Annotated in this window: 16 protein-coding genes; 14 read left to right on the top strand and 2 right to left on the bottom strand. The window is 67.5% G+C overall.

Annotation, left to right across the window (positions count from 1 at the left end; translation table 11 throughout):
- Nucleotides 1-738, top strand: coding sequence for a precorrin-2 C(20)-methyltransferase (gene cobI, locus GL284_RS01530; RefSeq protein ID WP_155042876.1), 738 nt, complete (start codon nucleotides 1-3; stop codon nucleotides 736-738).
- Nucleotides 735-1,457: a precorrin-3B C(17)-methyltransferase gene (cobJ, locus tag GL284_RS01535; RefSeq protein WP_155042877.1), complete on the top strand. Its 723-nt coding sequence runs from the start codon at nucleotides 735-737 to the stop codon at nucleotides 1,455-1,457. The genes cobI and cobJ overlap by 4 nt, the downstream gene beginning before the upstream one ends.
- On the opposite strand, the gene GL284_RS01540 is transcribed toward cobJ, so the two are convergent.
- Nucleotides 1,433-2,170 (bottom strand): cobalt-precorrin-6A reductase, encoded by a 738-nt coding sequence (locus GL284_RS01540; RefSeq protein ID WP_155042878.1) that lies wholly within the window; start codon nucleotides 2,168-2,170, stop codon nucleotides 1,433-1,435. The genes cobJ and GL284_RS01540 overlap by 25 nt on opposite strands.
- On the opposite strand from GL284_RS01540, the gene cbiE reads away from it, so the two are divergent.
- The 7 genes from cbiE to GL284_RS01575 all read left to right on the top strand — a co-directional run bounded on the left by cbiE (nucleotide 2,169) and on the right by GL284_RS01575 (nucleotide 7,417).
- On the top strand, nucleotides 2,169-3,329 hold the full coding sequence (cbiE, locus tag GL284_RS01545; protein ID WP_155042879.1) for a precorrin-6y C5,15-methyltransferase (decarboxylating) subunit CbiE: 1,161 nt from the start codon (nucleotides 2,169-2,171) through the stop codon (nucleotides 3,327-3,329). The genes GL284_RS01540 and cbiE overlap by 2 nt on opposite strands.
- Nucleotides 3,326-3,679: a cobalamin biosynthesis protein gene (locus GL284_RS01550; protein WP_230382885.1), complete on the top strand. Its 354-nt coding sequence runs from the start codon at nucleotides 3,326-3,328 to the stop codon at nucleotides 3,677-3,679. The genes cbiE and GL284_RS01550 overlap by 4 nt, the downstream gene beginning before the upstream one ends.
- Nucleotides 3,676-4,449, top strand: coding sequence for a precorrin-4 C(11)-methyltransferase (gene cobM, locus GL284_RS01555; RefSeq protein ID WP_341870256.1), 774 nt, complete (start codon nucleotides 3,676-3,678; stop codon nucleotides 4,447-4,449). Before GL284_RS01550 ends, cobM begins: the two co-directional genes overlap by 4 nt.
- A complete protein-coding gene (locus GL284_RS01560) occupies nucleotides 4,446-5,753 on the top strand; it encodes a cobyrinic acid a,c-diamide synthase CobB (protein WP_155042881.1) in 1,308 nt (435 codons plus the stop codon). The genes cobM and GL284_RS01560 overlap by 4 nt, the downstream gene beginning before the upstream one ends.
- A complete protein-coding gene (cobF, locus tag GL284_RS01565) occupies nucleotides 5,750-6,511 on the top strand; it encodes a precorrin-6A synthase (deacetylating) (RefSeq protein ID WP_155042882.1) in 762 nt (253 codons plus the stop codon). The genes GL284_RS01560 and cobF overlap by 4 nt, the downstream gene beginning before the upstream one ends.
- Nucleotides 6,511-6,837 (top strand): thioredoxin domain-containing protein, encoded by a 327-nt coding sequence (locus GL284_RS01570; protein WP_155042981.1) that lies wholly within the window; start codon nucleotides 6,511-6,513, stop codon nucleotides 6,835-6,837. Before cobF ends, GL284_RS01570 begins: the two co-directional genes overlap by 1 nt.
- A 427-nt stretch (nucleotides 6,838-7,264) precedes the next feature.
- Nucleotides 7,265-7,417 (top strand): hypothetical protein, encoded by a 153-nt coding sequence (locus GL284_RS01575; RefSeq protein ID WP_155042883.1) that lies wholly within the window; start codon nucleotides 7,265-7,267, stop codon nucleotides 7,415-7,417.
- Nucleotides 7,418-7,447: 30 nt separating this feature from the next.
- Here GL284_RS01575 and parC read toward each other — a convergent pair whose 3' ends face one another.
- Nucleotides 7,448-9,691 carry a DNA topoisomerase IV subunit A gene (gene parC, locus GL284_RS01580; protein ID WP_155042884.1) on the bottom strand — a complete coding sequence of 748 codons (2,244 nt, stop codon included), beginning with the start codon at nucleotides 9,689-9,691 and terminating at the stop codon, nucleotides 7,448-7,450.
- Nucleotides 9,692-9,795: 104 nt separating this feature from the next.
- On the opposite strand from parC, the gene GL284_RS01585 reads away from it, so the two are divergent.
- From GL284_RS01585 to GL284_RS01605, 5 genes are all read left to right on the top strand, one after another.
- Nucleotides 9,796-10,611, top strand: coding sequence for an SDR family NAD(P)-dependent oxidoreductase (locus GL284_RS01585; protein WP_155042885.1), 816 nt, complete (start codon nucleotides 9,796-9,798; stop codon nucleotides 10,609-10,611).
- Between the two features lie 22 nt (nucleotides 10,612-10,633).
- Nucleotides 10,634-10,834 (top strand): twin transmembrane helix small protein, encoded by a 201-nt coding sequence (locus tag GL284_RS01590; protein ID WP_155042886.1) that lies wholly within the window; start codon nucleotides 10,634-10,636, stop codon nucleotides 10,832-10,834.
- A complete protein-coding gene (locus tag GL284_RS01595) occupies nucleotides 10,835-11,416 on the top strand; it encodes a cob(I)yrinic acid a,c-diamide adenosyltransferase (protein ID WP_155042887.1) in 582 nt (193 codons plus the stop codon).
- A 114-nt stretch (nucleotides 11,417-11,530) separates the two neighbouring features.
- Nucleotides 11,531-12,289, top strand: coding sequence for an electron transfer flavoprotein subunit beta/FixA family protein (locus tag GL284_RS01600; protein ID WP_155042888.1), 759 nt, complete (start codon nucleotides 11,531-11,533; stop codon nucleotides 12,287-12,289).
- Nucleotides 12,289-13,215 (top strand): electron transfer flavoprotein subunit alpha/FixB family protein, encoded by a 927-nt coding sequence (locus GL284_RS01605; RefSeq protein WP_155042889.1) that lies wholly within the window; start codon nucleotides 12,289-12,291, stop codon nucleotides 13,213-13,215. The genes GL284_RS01600 and GL284_RS01605 overlap by 1 nt, the downstream gene beginning before the upstream one ends.
- The last annotated feature ends 38 nt before the right edge of the window (nucleotides 13,216-13,253 follow it).

The raw sequence follows: 13,253 nt of genomic DNA on the forward strand, positions 1-13,253 counted from the left end.
ATGGGCAAGGTGATCTGCGCAGGTCTTGGGCCGGGCGACCCCGATCTGATGTCGGTGCGCGCCGACCGGCTGATCCGGGGCGCCCGCCAGATCGCCTATTTCCGCAAGAAGGGGCGCGAGGGTCAGGCCCGCCGCATCGTCGCGCATCTGCTGGCGCCGGGCGTGGTCGAACATGCCATGGAATATCCCGTCACGACCGAGATCCCCTTCGACAGCCCGGACTATAACCGGCTGCTCTCGGGCTTTTACGACGACTGGACGCGGCGGCTGACGGCGCTGGCCGCGCAGGGCGATATCGTCGTTCTGTGCGAGGGCGACCCGCTGTTCTATGGCTCGTTCATGCATCTGCACGCCCGGCTGCAAGGCATCGTCGAGGTCCAGATCGTGCCCGGCATCCCCGGCATGACCGGCTGCTGGAACGCCGTGGGCCAGCCGATGACATGGGGCGATGATGCGATGACCGTGCTGATGGGCACGCTGCCCGAGCCCGACCTGATCCGCCATATCCGCGCCGCCGATGCGGTGGTGGTGATGAAAACCGGGCGCAACCTGCCCAAGATCGCCCGCGCCCTGTCCGCCGCCGGGCGCATGGGCGATGCGTGGCTGGTCGAACGCGGCACGATGCCCAATCAGCGCGTGACCCCGCTGGCGCAGGCCGATCTGGCCGCCTGCCCGTATTTCGCCACCGTGCTGGTGCATGGCCATGGCCGCCGTCCGCTGGCGGATGCTGCGGAATGACCGGCTGGGTGGCCGTCGCGGGGCTTGGACCGGGGGATGAGGCGCTGGTGACGCCGCAAGTGCGCGCGGCGCTGGATCAGGCGACCGATGTGGTGGGCTATATCCCCTATGTCGCGCGCGTTGCGCCGCGTGCGGGGCTGGTGCTGCATGCCAGCGATAACCGCGTGGAACTGGACCGCGCGCGGCTGGCGCTGGATCTGGCGCGGGACGGGCGGCGGGTGGTCGTGGTGTCCTCGGGCGATCCGGGGGTGTTCGCCATGGCCTCGGCGCTGTTCGAAGTGGTGACGGACGACGCCCCCGACATCCGCATCCTGCCCGGCATCACCGCGATGCTGGCGGCGGCAGCGCGGCTGGGCGCGCCCTTGGGGCATGATTTCTGCGCCATCAACCTGTCCGACAATCTGAAACCCTGGCCGCTGATCGAGCGGCGGCTGCGGCTGGCGGCGCAGGCGGATTTCGCCATGGCCTTTTATAACCCACGCTCCAAGGCCCGGCCCGAGGGTTTTGCCCGCGTCTTGCAGATCCTGCGCGACGAATGCGGCCCCGAACGGCTGATTTCCTTTGCCCGTGCGGTCTCGACCGCGCAGGAATCGCTGCTGACCGTCACGCTGGCCGAAGCCACGCCGCAGATGGCCGACATGCGCACCGTGGTGATCGTCGGCAACAGCGCCACCCGGCGCGCGGGCCGATGGGTCTATACCCCGCGATCCGCGTCATGAAGCCAGCGCAGCACCTGATCCGGGGTCGTGACGGCGTGGCGCGGCGGCAATGCGGGGCGGTCGATCATCACAACGGGCAGCCCAAGCGCGCGTGCGGCGTCCAGCTTGGCCCGCGCGGCGCTGCCCCCGGCATTCTTGGCGACGATATGGCGGATCTGGTGACGGCGCAGCAATTCCGTGTCGCCGGGCACCGTGAACGGCCCGCGCGAGATGATCAGCGTGGCGTCGGGCATGGGGTGGCTGGCCACCTCGGCAAAGCGCAGCATCCAGCGATGGGCGCGGCCAAGGAACGGCGCAAGGTTCTGTCGGCCGATGGCCAGAAACACGCCCGAACCGTCGCCGGGCAGGCTTGCGGCGGCGGATTCAAAATCCGCGACGGTCACCCAGTCGTCGCCGGGTCCGGGTTGCCATGCCGGGCGTTCCAGCGCGATCAGCGGTATGCCGGTCTGCGCGCTGGCGGCAATGGCGTTCTGGCTGATCCCTGCGGCAAAGGGATGCGTGGCATCGATGATATGCGTGATCGCGGTCTGGCGCAGATAATCGACCAGCCCCGCCACGCCGCCGAACCCGCCGATCCGCGTGGGCATCGGCTGAGCGACCGGACGCGCCGTGCGCCCGGCATAGGAAAACACGCCCTCCAGCCCGGACGCGGCCACGGCATCGGCCATCAGCCCCGCCTCGGTCGTTCCGCCCAGCAAAAGGATGCGCGTCATGGGTGATCCCTGGCTTTCGATCATCGGTCTGGGCGAAGATGGACCCGAGGGGCTGCCCGCTGCAAGCCGTGCGGCGCTGGAGGGGGCGGAAATCGTCTTTGGCGCGCCACGTCATCTGGCGCTGTCGGGCATTCCGGGCCGGGCATGGCCGGTGCCGTTTTCCATCGCGCCGCTGCTGGAGCTGCGGGGGCGGCAGGTGGCGGCGCTGGTCTCGGGCGATCCGTTCTGGCACGGGGCGGGTGCGGCGCTGGCAGCAGTCCTGCCTGCGGGCGAATGGCGGGCCTTTCCGGCGCCGGGCGTGTTTTCGCTGGCCGCCGCGCGGCTGGGCTGGGCCTTGCAGGATGTGACCTGCCTTGGGCTGCATGCCGCGCCCTTTGCCCGGCTGCGTCCGGTGCTGTCGCGCGGCGCGCGGGCGATCTGCCTTTTGCGCGATGGCGACGCGCCCCGCGATTTGGCCGAGTGGCTGCAGGCTCAGGGGCTGGGCGCCACACAGATGACCGTGCTCGAGGCGCTTGGCGGCCCGCGCGAACGCATCCGTCCCACACGGGCGGCGGGATTTGCGCTGGATTGCGCCGCGCCGGTCGCGGTGGCGCTGGACGGCGCGGATCTGCCTGCCGGATCGGGGCTGCCGCGCGGCTTTGGCCTGCCCGATGACGCCTTTGCCCATGACGGCCAGATCACCCGGCGCATGGTGCGGGCCATGACGCTGGCCGCACTTGCGCCGCGCGCCGGGGAAGTGCTGTGGGATATCGGCGGCGGCTCGGGCTCAGTCAGCGTCGAGTGGTGCCTGAACGGCGGCAGCGCGATCTGCCTTGAGCCGCGCGCCGACCGCATTACCCATATCCGCGCCAATATCGCCGCGTTCGGCCTGACCCGGATGCAGACCGTCCATGGCCGCGCCCCCGAGGCGCTGGGGGGCCTGCCCGCCCCCGATGCGATCTTTGTCGGCGGTGGGGCGGATGCGGCGCTGTTTGCCGCCCTGCCCGCCGCGCGCATCACCGCCAATGCCGTCACACTGGAGACCGAGGCTTTGCTGACCACCCTGCACGCAGCCCGCGGCGGCAGCCTGACCCGGATCGGACTGCAAGAGGCAGGCCCGCTGGGCCGCAGCCGTGGCTGGACCCCCGCCCGCAGCATCACGCAATGGAGCTGGCCATGATCCGGGTCGCAGGAATCGGGTTTCGCCACGCGGCCACGCTGACCTCGCTTTACGACGCCTTGGTGCGGGCGGGGCAATGCGATGCCATCGCGACCAGTCATCTGAAAGCCAATGCCCGGATCATTCAGGATCTGGCGCAGCAGCTTGGCCTGCCGCTGCTGGGCGTGGATGTGCGCGATATCACCACGCCGACGCGATCGCCCCATGTGCTGCGGCTGTATCACACCGGCTCGGTTTCCGAGGCCGCCGCGCTGGCGGCACTGGCCCCCGGTGGCCGCATCGTGGTCGGGCGCATGACATCATCGGACCATATGGCAACCGCCGCCATCGCCCAAGGAGACCTGCTGTGACCGTTCATTTCATCGGAGCAGGCCCCGGCGCGGCCGATCTGATCACCCTGCGCGGGCGCGACCTGATCGCGGCCTGCCCGGTCTGTCTTTACGCTGGCTCGCTTGTGCCGCAGGCGCTGCTGAACCATTGCCCGCCCGGCGCGCGCATCGTGAACACCGCCGGGATGGATCTGGACGCGATCATCGGCGAAATCGCTTTGGCGCATGCGGCGGGGCAGGATGTGGCGCGGCTGCATTCGGGCGATCTGTCGGTCTGGTCGGCGATGGGGGAACAGTTGCGGCGGCTGCGGGCGCTGGCGATCCCCTATGACGTGACGCCGGGCGTGCCCAGCTTTGCCGCCGCCGCCGCCGCCTTGGGCGCGGAACTGACGTTGCCCGGAGTGGCGCAATCGGTGGTGCTGACGCGCACCTCGGGCCGGGCCTCGGCCATGCCGGATGGCGAAACGCTGGCAGCCTTTGGCGCGACGGGCGCGACGCTGGCCATTCATCTGTCGGTGCATGTGCTGGACCGGGTGCGGGCCGAGCTTGCGCCGCATTACGGCGCGGATTGCCCGGTCGCCGTGGTCTTTCGCGCAAGCTGGCCCGACCAGCGCATCATCCGTGCCACGCTGGCCACGCTGGACCCCGCCATCGGCCAGGGGGAACGCACCGCCCTGATCCTTGTGGGCCGCGCGCTGGAGGCGCAGGATTTCGACGACAGCCGCCTTTACGCCGCCGATTACGACCGCCGGTTTCGCCCGGTCGGCACCGATCCAAGGTTCCCGGAATGAGGGGGCTGCTGATCAGCGCCCCGGCCTCGGGGTCGGGGAAAACCACGGTGACGCTGGGGCTGATCGCCGCCTTGCGGGCGCGCGGGCTGGCGGTGCAGCCCTTCAAATGCGGCCCGGATTACATCGACCCGGCCTTTCATCACGCGGCAGCGGGGCGGCCTTCGTTCAATCTGGACAGTTGGGCGATGGACCGCACGCAGATCGCGCATCTTCTGGGCGCGGCGCGGGACGCCGATATCGCGCTGGCCGAGGGCTCGATGGGGCTGTTCGACGGGGTGGCGACCACGGGCGGGCTGGGCAACGGTGCCAGCGCCGACATCGCCGCCCTGACCGGCTGGCCGGTGGTGCTTGTGCTGGACGCCAAGGGACAGGCGCAATCAGCGGCCGCCGTGGCGCTGGGGTTCCGGCAGATGCGACCCGATGTGGCGCTGGCGGGCGTGGTGCTGAACCGCGTGGCCTCGGCCCGGCACGAGGCGCTGATCCGTCATGCGCTGGACCCTTTGGGCATTGCCGTGCTGGGCGTCCTGCCGCGCGAGGCCGCCATCGAGCTGCCCGAGCGGCATCTGGGCCTTGTGCAGGCCAGCGAACACACCGCACTTCAGGATCTGCTGGCCCGCGCCGGACAGGCGGCGACGCAGCATCTGGATCTGGACGCCATCATCGCCGCCGCGCGGGGCGGCATCGCGACCCCGCAGCCGTTTCGCCCGCTGCCGTTTCGCCCGCTGCCTCCGCCCGGTCAACGCATCGCGCTGGCGCAGGATGCGGCGTTCTCGTTCATCTATCCGCATCTGATCGCGGGATGGCGTGCCGCGGGGGCCGAGATCATGCCGTTTTCGCCGCTGGCCGATCAGGCCCCCGATGACAGCGCCACCGTCTGCTGGCTGCCCGGCGGCTATCCGGAACTGCATGCCGGGCGGCTTGCCATGGCCACGCGGTTCCGCGAGTGCCTGCGCCGCTTTGCCGAAACCCGCCCGGTGCATGGCGAATGCGGCGGCTATATGGCGATGGGCGCGGGACTGGTCGATGCCCAGGGCGCGCGGCACGAAATGGCCGGGCTGCTGGGGCTGGAGACCAGCTATGCCAAGCGCCGGATGCATCTGGGCTATCGCCGTGCGGCCCCGCTGGGTGGGCTTTACGCGCAGGCGCTGACCGGGCACGAGTTTCACTATGCCACCATTCTGTCGCAGCCCGACGACCCGCTGGCCCGCGTCACCGATGCCAATGGCGATACCGTGCCGGAAACCGGATCGCGCCGCGGCCATGCCACCGGCACATTCTTTCACCTGATCGGAGACGCGCCATGATCGACCTGACACTGATCGGCATCGGCTCGGGCAGTCCGGGGCATCTGACCCGCGAAGGTGCGGCGGCCATGGCCGTGGCCGATCTGATCCTGATCCCCCAGAAAGCCCAGAAATCCGATCTGGCCGATCTGCGCCGCGCGCTGTGTGCCGAAGTGCTGCCCAGCCCGCCGCCTCTGGCCAGCTTTCCCATGCCCCAGCGGCAGGTGGCGCAGGGCTATCGGCAGGGGGTCGAGGACTGGCATGACGCCATCGCCGCCGAATGGGAGGCGGTGATCCGCGCCCATGAGGCCGTGCGGCCCGCACTGCTGGTCTGGGGCGATCCGTCGCTTTACGACAGCACTCTGCGGATCGCTGCGCGGGTGGGCCAGCGCCTGCCGCTGCGGCTGCGCGTCATCCCCGGCATCACGGCGGTGCAGGCGCTGTGCGCGGCCCATGCCATCCCTCTGAACGACGTGGCCCAGCCCGTCACCATCACCACGGGCCGGCAATTGCGCGATCATGGCTGGCCGTCATGCGTGGATCGCGTGGTGGTCATGCTGGACGCGGATCCGGCCTTCCAGACGCTGGATCCCGATGGCATCGACATCTGGTGGGGCGCCTATCTGGGCCTGCCGCAGCAGATGCTGATGCAGGGTCCGCTGGCAAATACCGGCCCCAGGATCGTCAAGGCGCGTGCCGATGCCCGCGCGGCGCATGGCTGGATCATGGACACCTATCTGCTGGCGCGATGCGGGGCCATGTGGTGCAGCGCCGCCTGATGCGGGTCCGTCTGACCCTGCCCCCGGATGTGCGGGCCGACGCGCTGGCCGACGCATTGACAGACGCGCTGACGGACGCACTGGCCGGGCTGCCGGTGCAGCTTTGCCGCGCCGGGTTGCAGGCAGCGGGTGCCAAGCCGGTCCTGATGGCGATGCAGGCCGAACGCCGTGCCTCATATCTGTTTCACGGTCTGGCTGTGACGGATGTGGGTGACATCGCCGCGACGCTGCGCGCCTATCTGGATGCGCCGGGCGGCTGGATCACCGATGCGCGGACCTGCGGCAGGCTGCGGCTGTGCCTGAAGACGCGGATCCCTGCGGGGTGAAAAAATGCCGCCATTCTTGCGTCGCGCGGAGGGAGGAGAGACACGGGCAAGAACGGCGGCACTGCCATGAAGAACCCCGTGCGGCGCGGGGTGGCGGGGATGCGGGCCCCGTCTTGTTCAGGTTGCGCGGCGATGCGGCATTGCTCAAGAACAATCCCGTCACCCTGCGGTTGCGGAAGCCATCTGCCCAATTCCGCGCCAATCCTGCAGCAAAGCGGTCCAAAAAAGCGGATACCCGCGAAGTTTGGGGCTAACAACGGCCGTCCGGGGCAGCCAATGGCGCGATGCCCGCATGGATTGAACGAAGAACAGGCAATTCGCCCGAAATGGCAGGTCGCCCCGTCCTCACGGCCATCGTGAGTTGATCGAATCGCTCATGAATGGGACGATTCCCCTGCTTGAAGCAATAATCACAGGGAGCCTAAGGATGAAAAGACTGACCGTCGCCGCCGTGCTGGCCCTTTCCGTGACCGCACTTCCTGCCATGGCCGCGTGCCCCGGCAAGAAGCATGAACAGAATGCCTCGGTCGAGCCAGCGCCGACCGCGCCCGTCGTGCAAACCCCGACGACCAGCGCATGAATTCAAGGGGCGGGGACATCCCCGCCCTTTTCAATTGAACTTGTTGTCGCGCGGGAAGCCGCGCGGAGCCATGTAGCCAGCCCCTGCCCGCTTGCCCAGCCATTGCGTCAGGTCCGGTTCGGACCGGGTGCGGCCACCGGCCTCGTGCCAGCGCAGACCGTCGGCCAGCGTGATGCAGATGGCATCCGACAGCCCGCCATCCTTGAATTTCTGCAACCGCACGCCCTTGCCACGGCCCATTTCCGGCAGTTCGGCGATGGGGAACACCAGCATCTTGCGGTTTTCACCGACGCAGGCGACGTGATCGCCCGCGACGGTGCGGATCAGCAGCGCATCGCCGTTCAGCACCTGCTTGCCCGTCCGGGTCTGGGCCAGAATATCGGCAGCAGGCACGATGAAGCCGTCGCCCGCTTTCGAGGCGACCAGATAACGCGCGGTCTTGTCATGGGCGAACATCGCCATGACCGCGACATCGTTGGGCAGGTCGATCATCAGGCGCAGCGGCTCACCCATGCCGCGCCCGCCTGGCAGGGTGTTGGCGGGCAGCGTGTAGAAGCGGCCATTGGCCCCGAAGATCATCAGCTTGTCGGTGGTTTCGGCGTGGAAGGCCATGAAGGGGCCGTCGCCATCCTTGAACTTGATTTCGGCATCCAGCGGCTGGTGGCCCTTCATCGCCCGGATCCAGCCCATTTTCGACAGGATCACGGTGATCGATTCACGTTCGATCATGCTGTCCATGTCGATCACGGCGGTTTCGCCCGCCTCGCCGATTTCGGTGCGCCGCAGGCCGCCGGGGGCGGATTTGCCAAATTTCGTGCGGGTCTCACGCAGTTCTTCGCTGATCTTTGCCCATTGCGCGGCGGGATCGGCCAGCATGGCGACCAGACCTTCACGCTCGCGGGTCAGGTTTTCATGTTCGGCCTTCAGCTCGATTTCCTCAAGCCGGCGCAGCGCGCGCAGGCGCATGTTCAGGATCGCCTCGACCTGCACATCGGTCAGCTTGAATTCGGCGATCATCACCGCCTTGGGATCGTCCTCATAGCGGATGATCTCGATCACGCGGTCAAGGTTCAGGAAGGCGATCATATAGCCCTCCAGCACCTCAAGCCGGGCGGCGATCTTGTCCAGCCGGTGGTTGCTGCGCCGCACCAGCACGTCGCGGCGGTGGTCCAGAAACGCGCGCAGCAATTCCTTGAGCGAGCAGACCTTGGGCTGGCGGCCGTCGATCAGCACGTTCATGTTCATGCCGAAGCGGATTTCCAGTTCCGAGACGCGGAACAGCGCGGCCATCAACTGTTCGGGATCGACGGTGCGGGCGCGCGGTTCCAGAACGATGCGCACATCCTCGGCGGATTCGTCGCGCACATCGGCCAGGATCGGCACCTTCTTCAGCTGGATCACCTCGGCCAGACGCTCGATCAGCTTGGATTTCTGCACCTGATAGGGGATTTCGGTCACGACGATCTGCCAGCCGCCCCGGCCCAGATCCTCGACGGCCCAGCGGGCACGCAGGCGCAGGCTGCCGCGCCCGGTGCGATAGGCCTCGGCGATGGTGTCGCGCGATTCGACCAGCACGCCGCCGGTCGGGAAATCCGGTCCGGGCATGATGCTGATCAGCGTCTCGTCGCGGGCATCGGGGGCCTTGATCAGATGCAGGCAGGCGTCGATGACTTCGTGCAGGTTATGCGGCGGCACATTCGTCGCCATGCCGACCGCGATCCCCGAGGCACCGTTGCACAGCAGGTTCGGAAAGGCGGCAGGCAGAACGGCGGGTTCGTGCAGCGTGCCGTCGTAATTCGGGCGGAAATCGACCGCATCTTCGGCCAGACCTTCCATCAGCGCCTCGGATGCCGCGGTCAGGCGGGCTTCGGTATAGCGGCTGGCGGCGGGGTTGTCGCCGTCGATATTGCCGAAGTTGCCCTGCCCGTCCACCAGCGGATAGCGCATGGCAAAGGGCTGAGCCAGACGGGCCATGGCGTCATAGATCGCGCCGTCCCCATGCGGGTGATAGTTGCCCATCACATCGCCGGTGATCTTGGCCGATTTGCGGAACGCGCCGGTGGGCGACAGCCGCAATTCGCGCATGGCATACAGAATGCGGCGATGCACGGGTTTCAGCCCGTCGCGCGCATCCGGCAGCGCCCGGTGCATGATCGTCGACAGGGCATAGGTCAGATAACGTTCGCCGATGGCGCGCGAAAGCGGCTCGGTGCTGGTCTGATCGCCCTTGGGATCGGGCGGGGTCTGGTCGGGCGCGTTGGGATCGTCGGACATAAGGCGGTGAATATGCCCGCGCGGGGCTTCGGTCCAGTCGGAAATGCGCCGCTTGCGTGTGCCCGCGCCATGACGCAAAACCCTGCGGGCATATGGGGGCGCGCATGAAGACCGTTCTGATCACCGGCTGTTCGTCAGGCATCGGGCTGGACGCCGCCCATCACCTGCGCGAACGCGGCTGGCAGGTGATCCCGACCTGCCGCAAGCCCGAAGACCTTGCCGCCCGCCGCGATGAGGGGTTTGAGCCCCTGCAGCTTGAACTGGCCGATGACGCCAGCGTGGCCCGCTGCGCCGATGCCGCGCGCGAACGGGGCGTCACGGCGCTGGTCAACAACGCGGCCTTTGCCATTCCGGGCGCAGTCGAGGATCTGCCGCGCGGGGCGCTGCGGTCGATCTTCGAGGCAAATCTGTTCGGCACCCACGACCTGACCGTGCGGCTGCTGCCGCATTTCCGCCAGAGCGGCGGGCGGGTCGTGCAGATCTCTTCGGTGCTGGGCATGGTGGGGATCCCGTGGCGCGGGGCCTATGTGGCGACGAAATTCGCGCTGGAGGGGCTGACAGACGTGATGCGCGTCGAAATGGCCGACACGCCGGTCAAGCTGGTTCTGATCGAGCCGGGCCCGATCGGGACGAAGATCCGCCTGAATTCGATCCCGCATTTCGAAAGATGGATCGACTGGGAAAACAGCCCCCGCGTCCAGCACTATCGCGACAGCCTGCTGCAGCGGCTGTATCACCCCGCGGCGAAAAAGGACCGGTTCGAGCTGCCGCCCCGCGCGGTTAGCGAAAAGATCGCGCTGGCACTGGAAACCCCGAACCCGCGCCCGCGTTACTATGTGACGACGCCGACCTATCTCTCGGGCATCGGACGCAGATTGCTGTCGACGCGGGCACTGGACTGGTTCGCGCGGCGCAGCTAGGGTCGCCCGCGAAAGGTGACAGATGGACGACAAGCCTCTTTTCATCCTGCTGGCGATCTGTTGCCTTGCCGTGGTCGCGGTTCTGGCGACCGGGATCGGCGGCTTTGCGCGTGGCGGCGAATTCAACCGCAAGCACGGCAACCGCCTGATGCGCTGGCGCCTGATCGCACAGGCCGTCGCGGTCGCGGTCTTTCTGCTTTACCTGTGGGCGCGGGGTCACTGAATGGTCGTTCTGAACCGGATCTATACCCGCACCGGCGACAAGGGCGAAACCGCGCTGTCAAACGGCGACCGCGTGGCCAAGCACGCGCTGCGCGTCGAAGCCTATGGCACCGTGGATGAGGCGAATGCCACGCTGGGTCTGGCCCGCCTGCATGCCAGCGGCGACATGGCCAGCCGCATCGCCGCGATCCAGAACGACCTGTTCGATCTGGGCGCGGATCTGTCGCGCCCACGGATGCAGGAAGATGACGCCGCGCCCTATCCGGTGCTGCGCATCATCGACACGCAGGTCGACCGCCTTGAGGCGGAAATAGACGCCATGAATGCGAACCTGTCGCCGCTGCGCAGCTTCATCCTGCCCGGCGGCAGCGCGCTTTCGGCGCATCTGCATCTGGCCCGCACGGTGACGCGCCGCGCCGAACGCTGCGCCGTGGCGCTGGCCGCCTCCGAGGACGCAAATCCCGCCGCGATCCGCTATCTGAACCGGCTGTCCGACTGGCTTTTCGTCGCCAGCCGCATCGCCAATGAAAACGGTGCCCAGGACGTGCTTTGGGTGCCAGGAGCAAGCCGATCAGGTGATTAGAACAGGATCGTTGCGTAACGACGCAGCAATGTCGTTTTTTTGCTGTTTACAGCGCAGACCGCCAGCTAACAAATTCGCCAACAAGTGATGCAAACGAAAAAAGGGGGAGAGGCCATGAAAGTCCTCGTACCGGTAAAGCGGGTCATCGACTACAACGTGAAGGCCCGCGTGAAGGCGGATGGATCGGGTGTCGATCTGGCCAACGTCAAGATGTCGATGAACCCGTTCGACGAAATCGCCGTCGAAGAGGCGATCCGCCTGAAAGAGGCGGGCAAGGCCGAGGAAGTCATCGCCGTCTCGATCGGGGTGAAGCAGGCGCAGGAAACGCTGCGCACCGCGCTGGCCATGGGTGCTGACCGCGCCATTCTGGTCGTCGCCGCCGATGATGCCTCGACCGATATCGAGCCGCTGGCTGTCGCAAAAATTCTGGCCGAGGTCGCCAAGGCCGAAGGCGTGCAACTGATCGTCGCGGGCAAGCAGGCCATCGACAACGACATGAACGCCACCGGCCAGATGCTGGCGGCGCTGCTGGGCTGGGGTCAGGCGGCCTTTGCCAGCAAGCTGGAACTGGACGGCGATGCGGCAAAGGTCACGCGCGAAGTCGATGGCGGTCTGCAGACCATCAGCGTCAAGCTGCCCGCCGTGGTCACCGCCGACCTGCGCCTGAATGAGCCGCGCTATGCCAGCCTGCCCAACATCATGAAGGCAAAGAAGAAGCCGCTGGAGGAAAAGACCGCCGCCGATTACGGCGTCGATGTCTCGCCCCGGCTGGAGATCGTCTCGACGCGTGAGCCTGCGGGCCGCAGCGCCGGGATCAAGGTGGGTTCCGTCGACGAACTGGTCGGCAAACTGAAAGAAGCGGGGGTGATCTGATGGCCGTTCTGATCCTGGGTGAAGTCACCAATGGCGCGCTGAATCTGGATGCCACCGCCAAGGCGGTCGGCGCGGTCAAGGCGTTGGGCGATGTGACGGTGCTGTGCGCAGGGGCCTCGGCTCAGGCTGCCGGGGCCGAGGCGGCGGGCATTGCCGGTGTCGCAAAGGTTCTGGTGGCAGAGGCGCCGCTTTACGGTCACCGGCTGGCCGAACCGACCGCCGCGCTGATCGTGTCACTGGCGGGCGATTATTCCCATATCGCCGCCCCTGCCACGACGGACGCGAAAAACATCATGCCCCGCGTCGCGGCGCTGCTGGACGTGATGGTGATTTCCGATGTCTCGGCGGTGGTCGATGGCGACACGTTCGAGCGTCCGATCTATGCCGGCAACGCGATCCAGACCGTGAAATCCAAGGACGCGACCAAGGTGTTCACCGTCCGCACCGCCAGCTTCGACGCGGCGGGCACGGGCGGTTCGGCGGCGGTGTCGGACGCGCCTGCGGCCGCCGATCCGGGCCTGTCCGCATGGGTTTCCGATGAGGTTGCGGCCAGCGACCGGCCCGAACTGGCCTCGGCCAAGCGGGTGGTGTCGGGCGGGCGCGGCGTCGGCTCGAAGGAAAACTTCGCGGTGATCGAGGCCCTGGCCGACAAGCTGGGCGCCGCCGTCGGTGCCTCGCGCGCGGCCGTCGATTCGGGCTATGCCCCGAACGACTGGCAGGTCGGCCAGACCGGCAAGGTCGTCGCGCCGGAACTGTATGTCGCCGTCGGAATTTCCGGGGCAATTCAGCACCTTGCAGGCATGAAGGACAGCAAGGTCATCGTCGCCATCAACAAGGACGAAGAAGCGCCGATCTTCCAGATTGCCGATTACGGTCTGGTCGGCGATCTGTTCAGCACCATTCCGGAGCTGACCGAGAAACTGTAAGCCGAAAGCGCCTGCCCCGTCCTTATCGGACGCAGGCA

This window comes from Paracoccus shanxieyensis, from assembly GCF_009711265.1.
Classification (GTDB): domain Bacteria; phylum Pseudomonadota; class Alphaproteobacteria; order Rhodobacterales; family Rhodobacteraceae; genus Paracoccus; species Paracoccus shanxieyensis.

Excerpts from the sequence above, each read along its gene's own strand:
- cobI (WP_155042876.1), top strand. The coding sequence starts at position 1 with ATGGGCAAGGTGATCTGCGCAGGTCTTGGGCCGGGCGACCCCGATCTG.
- cobJ (WP_155042877.1), top strand. The coding sequence starts at position 735 with ATGACCGGCTGGGTGGCCGTCGCGGGGCTTGGACCGGGGGATGAGGCG.
- cbiE (WP_155042879.1), top strand. The coding sequence starts at position 2,169 with ATGGGTGATCCCTGGCTTTCGATCATCGGTCTGGGCGAAGATGGACCC.
- GL284_RS01540 (WP_155042878.1), bottom strand. The coding sequence starts at position 2,170 with ATGACGCGCATCCTTTTGCTGGGCGGAACGACCGAGGCGGGGCTGATG.
- GL284_RS01550 (WP_230382885.1), top strand. The coding sequence starts at position 3,326 with ATGATCCGGGTCGCAGGAATCGGGTTTCGCCACGCGGCCACGCTGACC.
- GL284_RS01560 (WP_155042881.1), top strand. The coding sequence starts at position 4,446 with ATGAGGGGGCTGCTGATCAGCGCCCCGGCCTCGGGGTCGGGGAAAACC.
- cobF (WP_155042882.1), top strand. The coding sequence starts at position 5,750 with ATGATCGACCTGACACTGATCGGCATCGGCTCGGGCAGTCCGGGGCAT.
- GL284_RS01570 (WP_155042981.1), top strand. The coding sequence starts at position 6,511 with ATGCGGGTCCGTCTGACCCTGCCCCCGGATGTGCGGGCCGACGCGCTG.
- GL284_RS01575 (WP_155042883.1), top strand. The coding sequence starts at position 7,265 with ATGAAAAGACTGACCGTCGCCGCCGTGCTGGCCCTTTCCGTGACCGCA.
- parC (WP_155042884.1), bottom strand. The coding sequence starts at position 9,691 with ATGTCCGACGATCCCAACGCGCCCGACCAGACCCCGCCCGATCCCAAG.
- GL284_RS01585 (WP_155042885.1), top strand. The coding sequence starts at position 9,796 with ATGAAGACCGTTCTGATCACCGGCTGTTCGTCAGGCATCGGGCTGGAC.
- GL284_RS01590 (WP_155042886.1), top strand. The coding sequence starts at position 10,634 with ATGGACGACAAGCCTCTTTTCATCCTGCTGGCGATCTGTTGCCTTGCC.
- GL284_RS01595 (WP_155042887.1), top strand. The coding sequence starts at position 10,835 with ATGGTCGTTCTGAACCGGATCTATACCCGCACCGGCGACAAGGGCGAA.
- GL284_RS01600 (WP_155042888.1), top strand. The coding sequence starts at position 11,531 with ATGAAAGTCCTCGTACCGGTAAAGCGGGTCATCGACTACAACGTGAAG.
- GL284_RS01605 (WP_155042889.1), top strand. The coding sequence starts at position 12,289 with ATGGCCGTTCTGATCCTGGGTGAAGTCACCAATGGCGCGCTGAATCTG.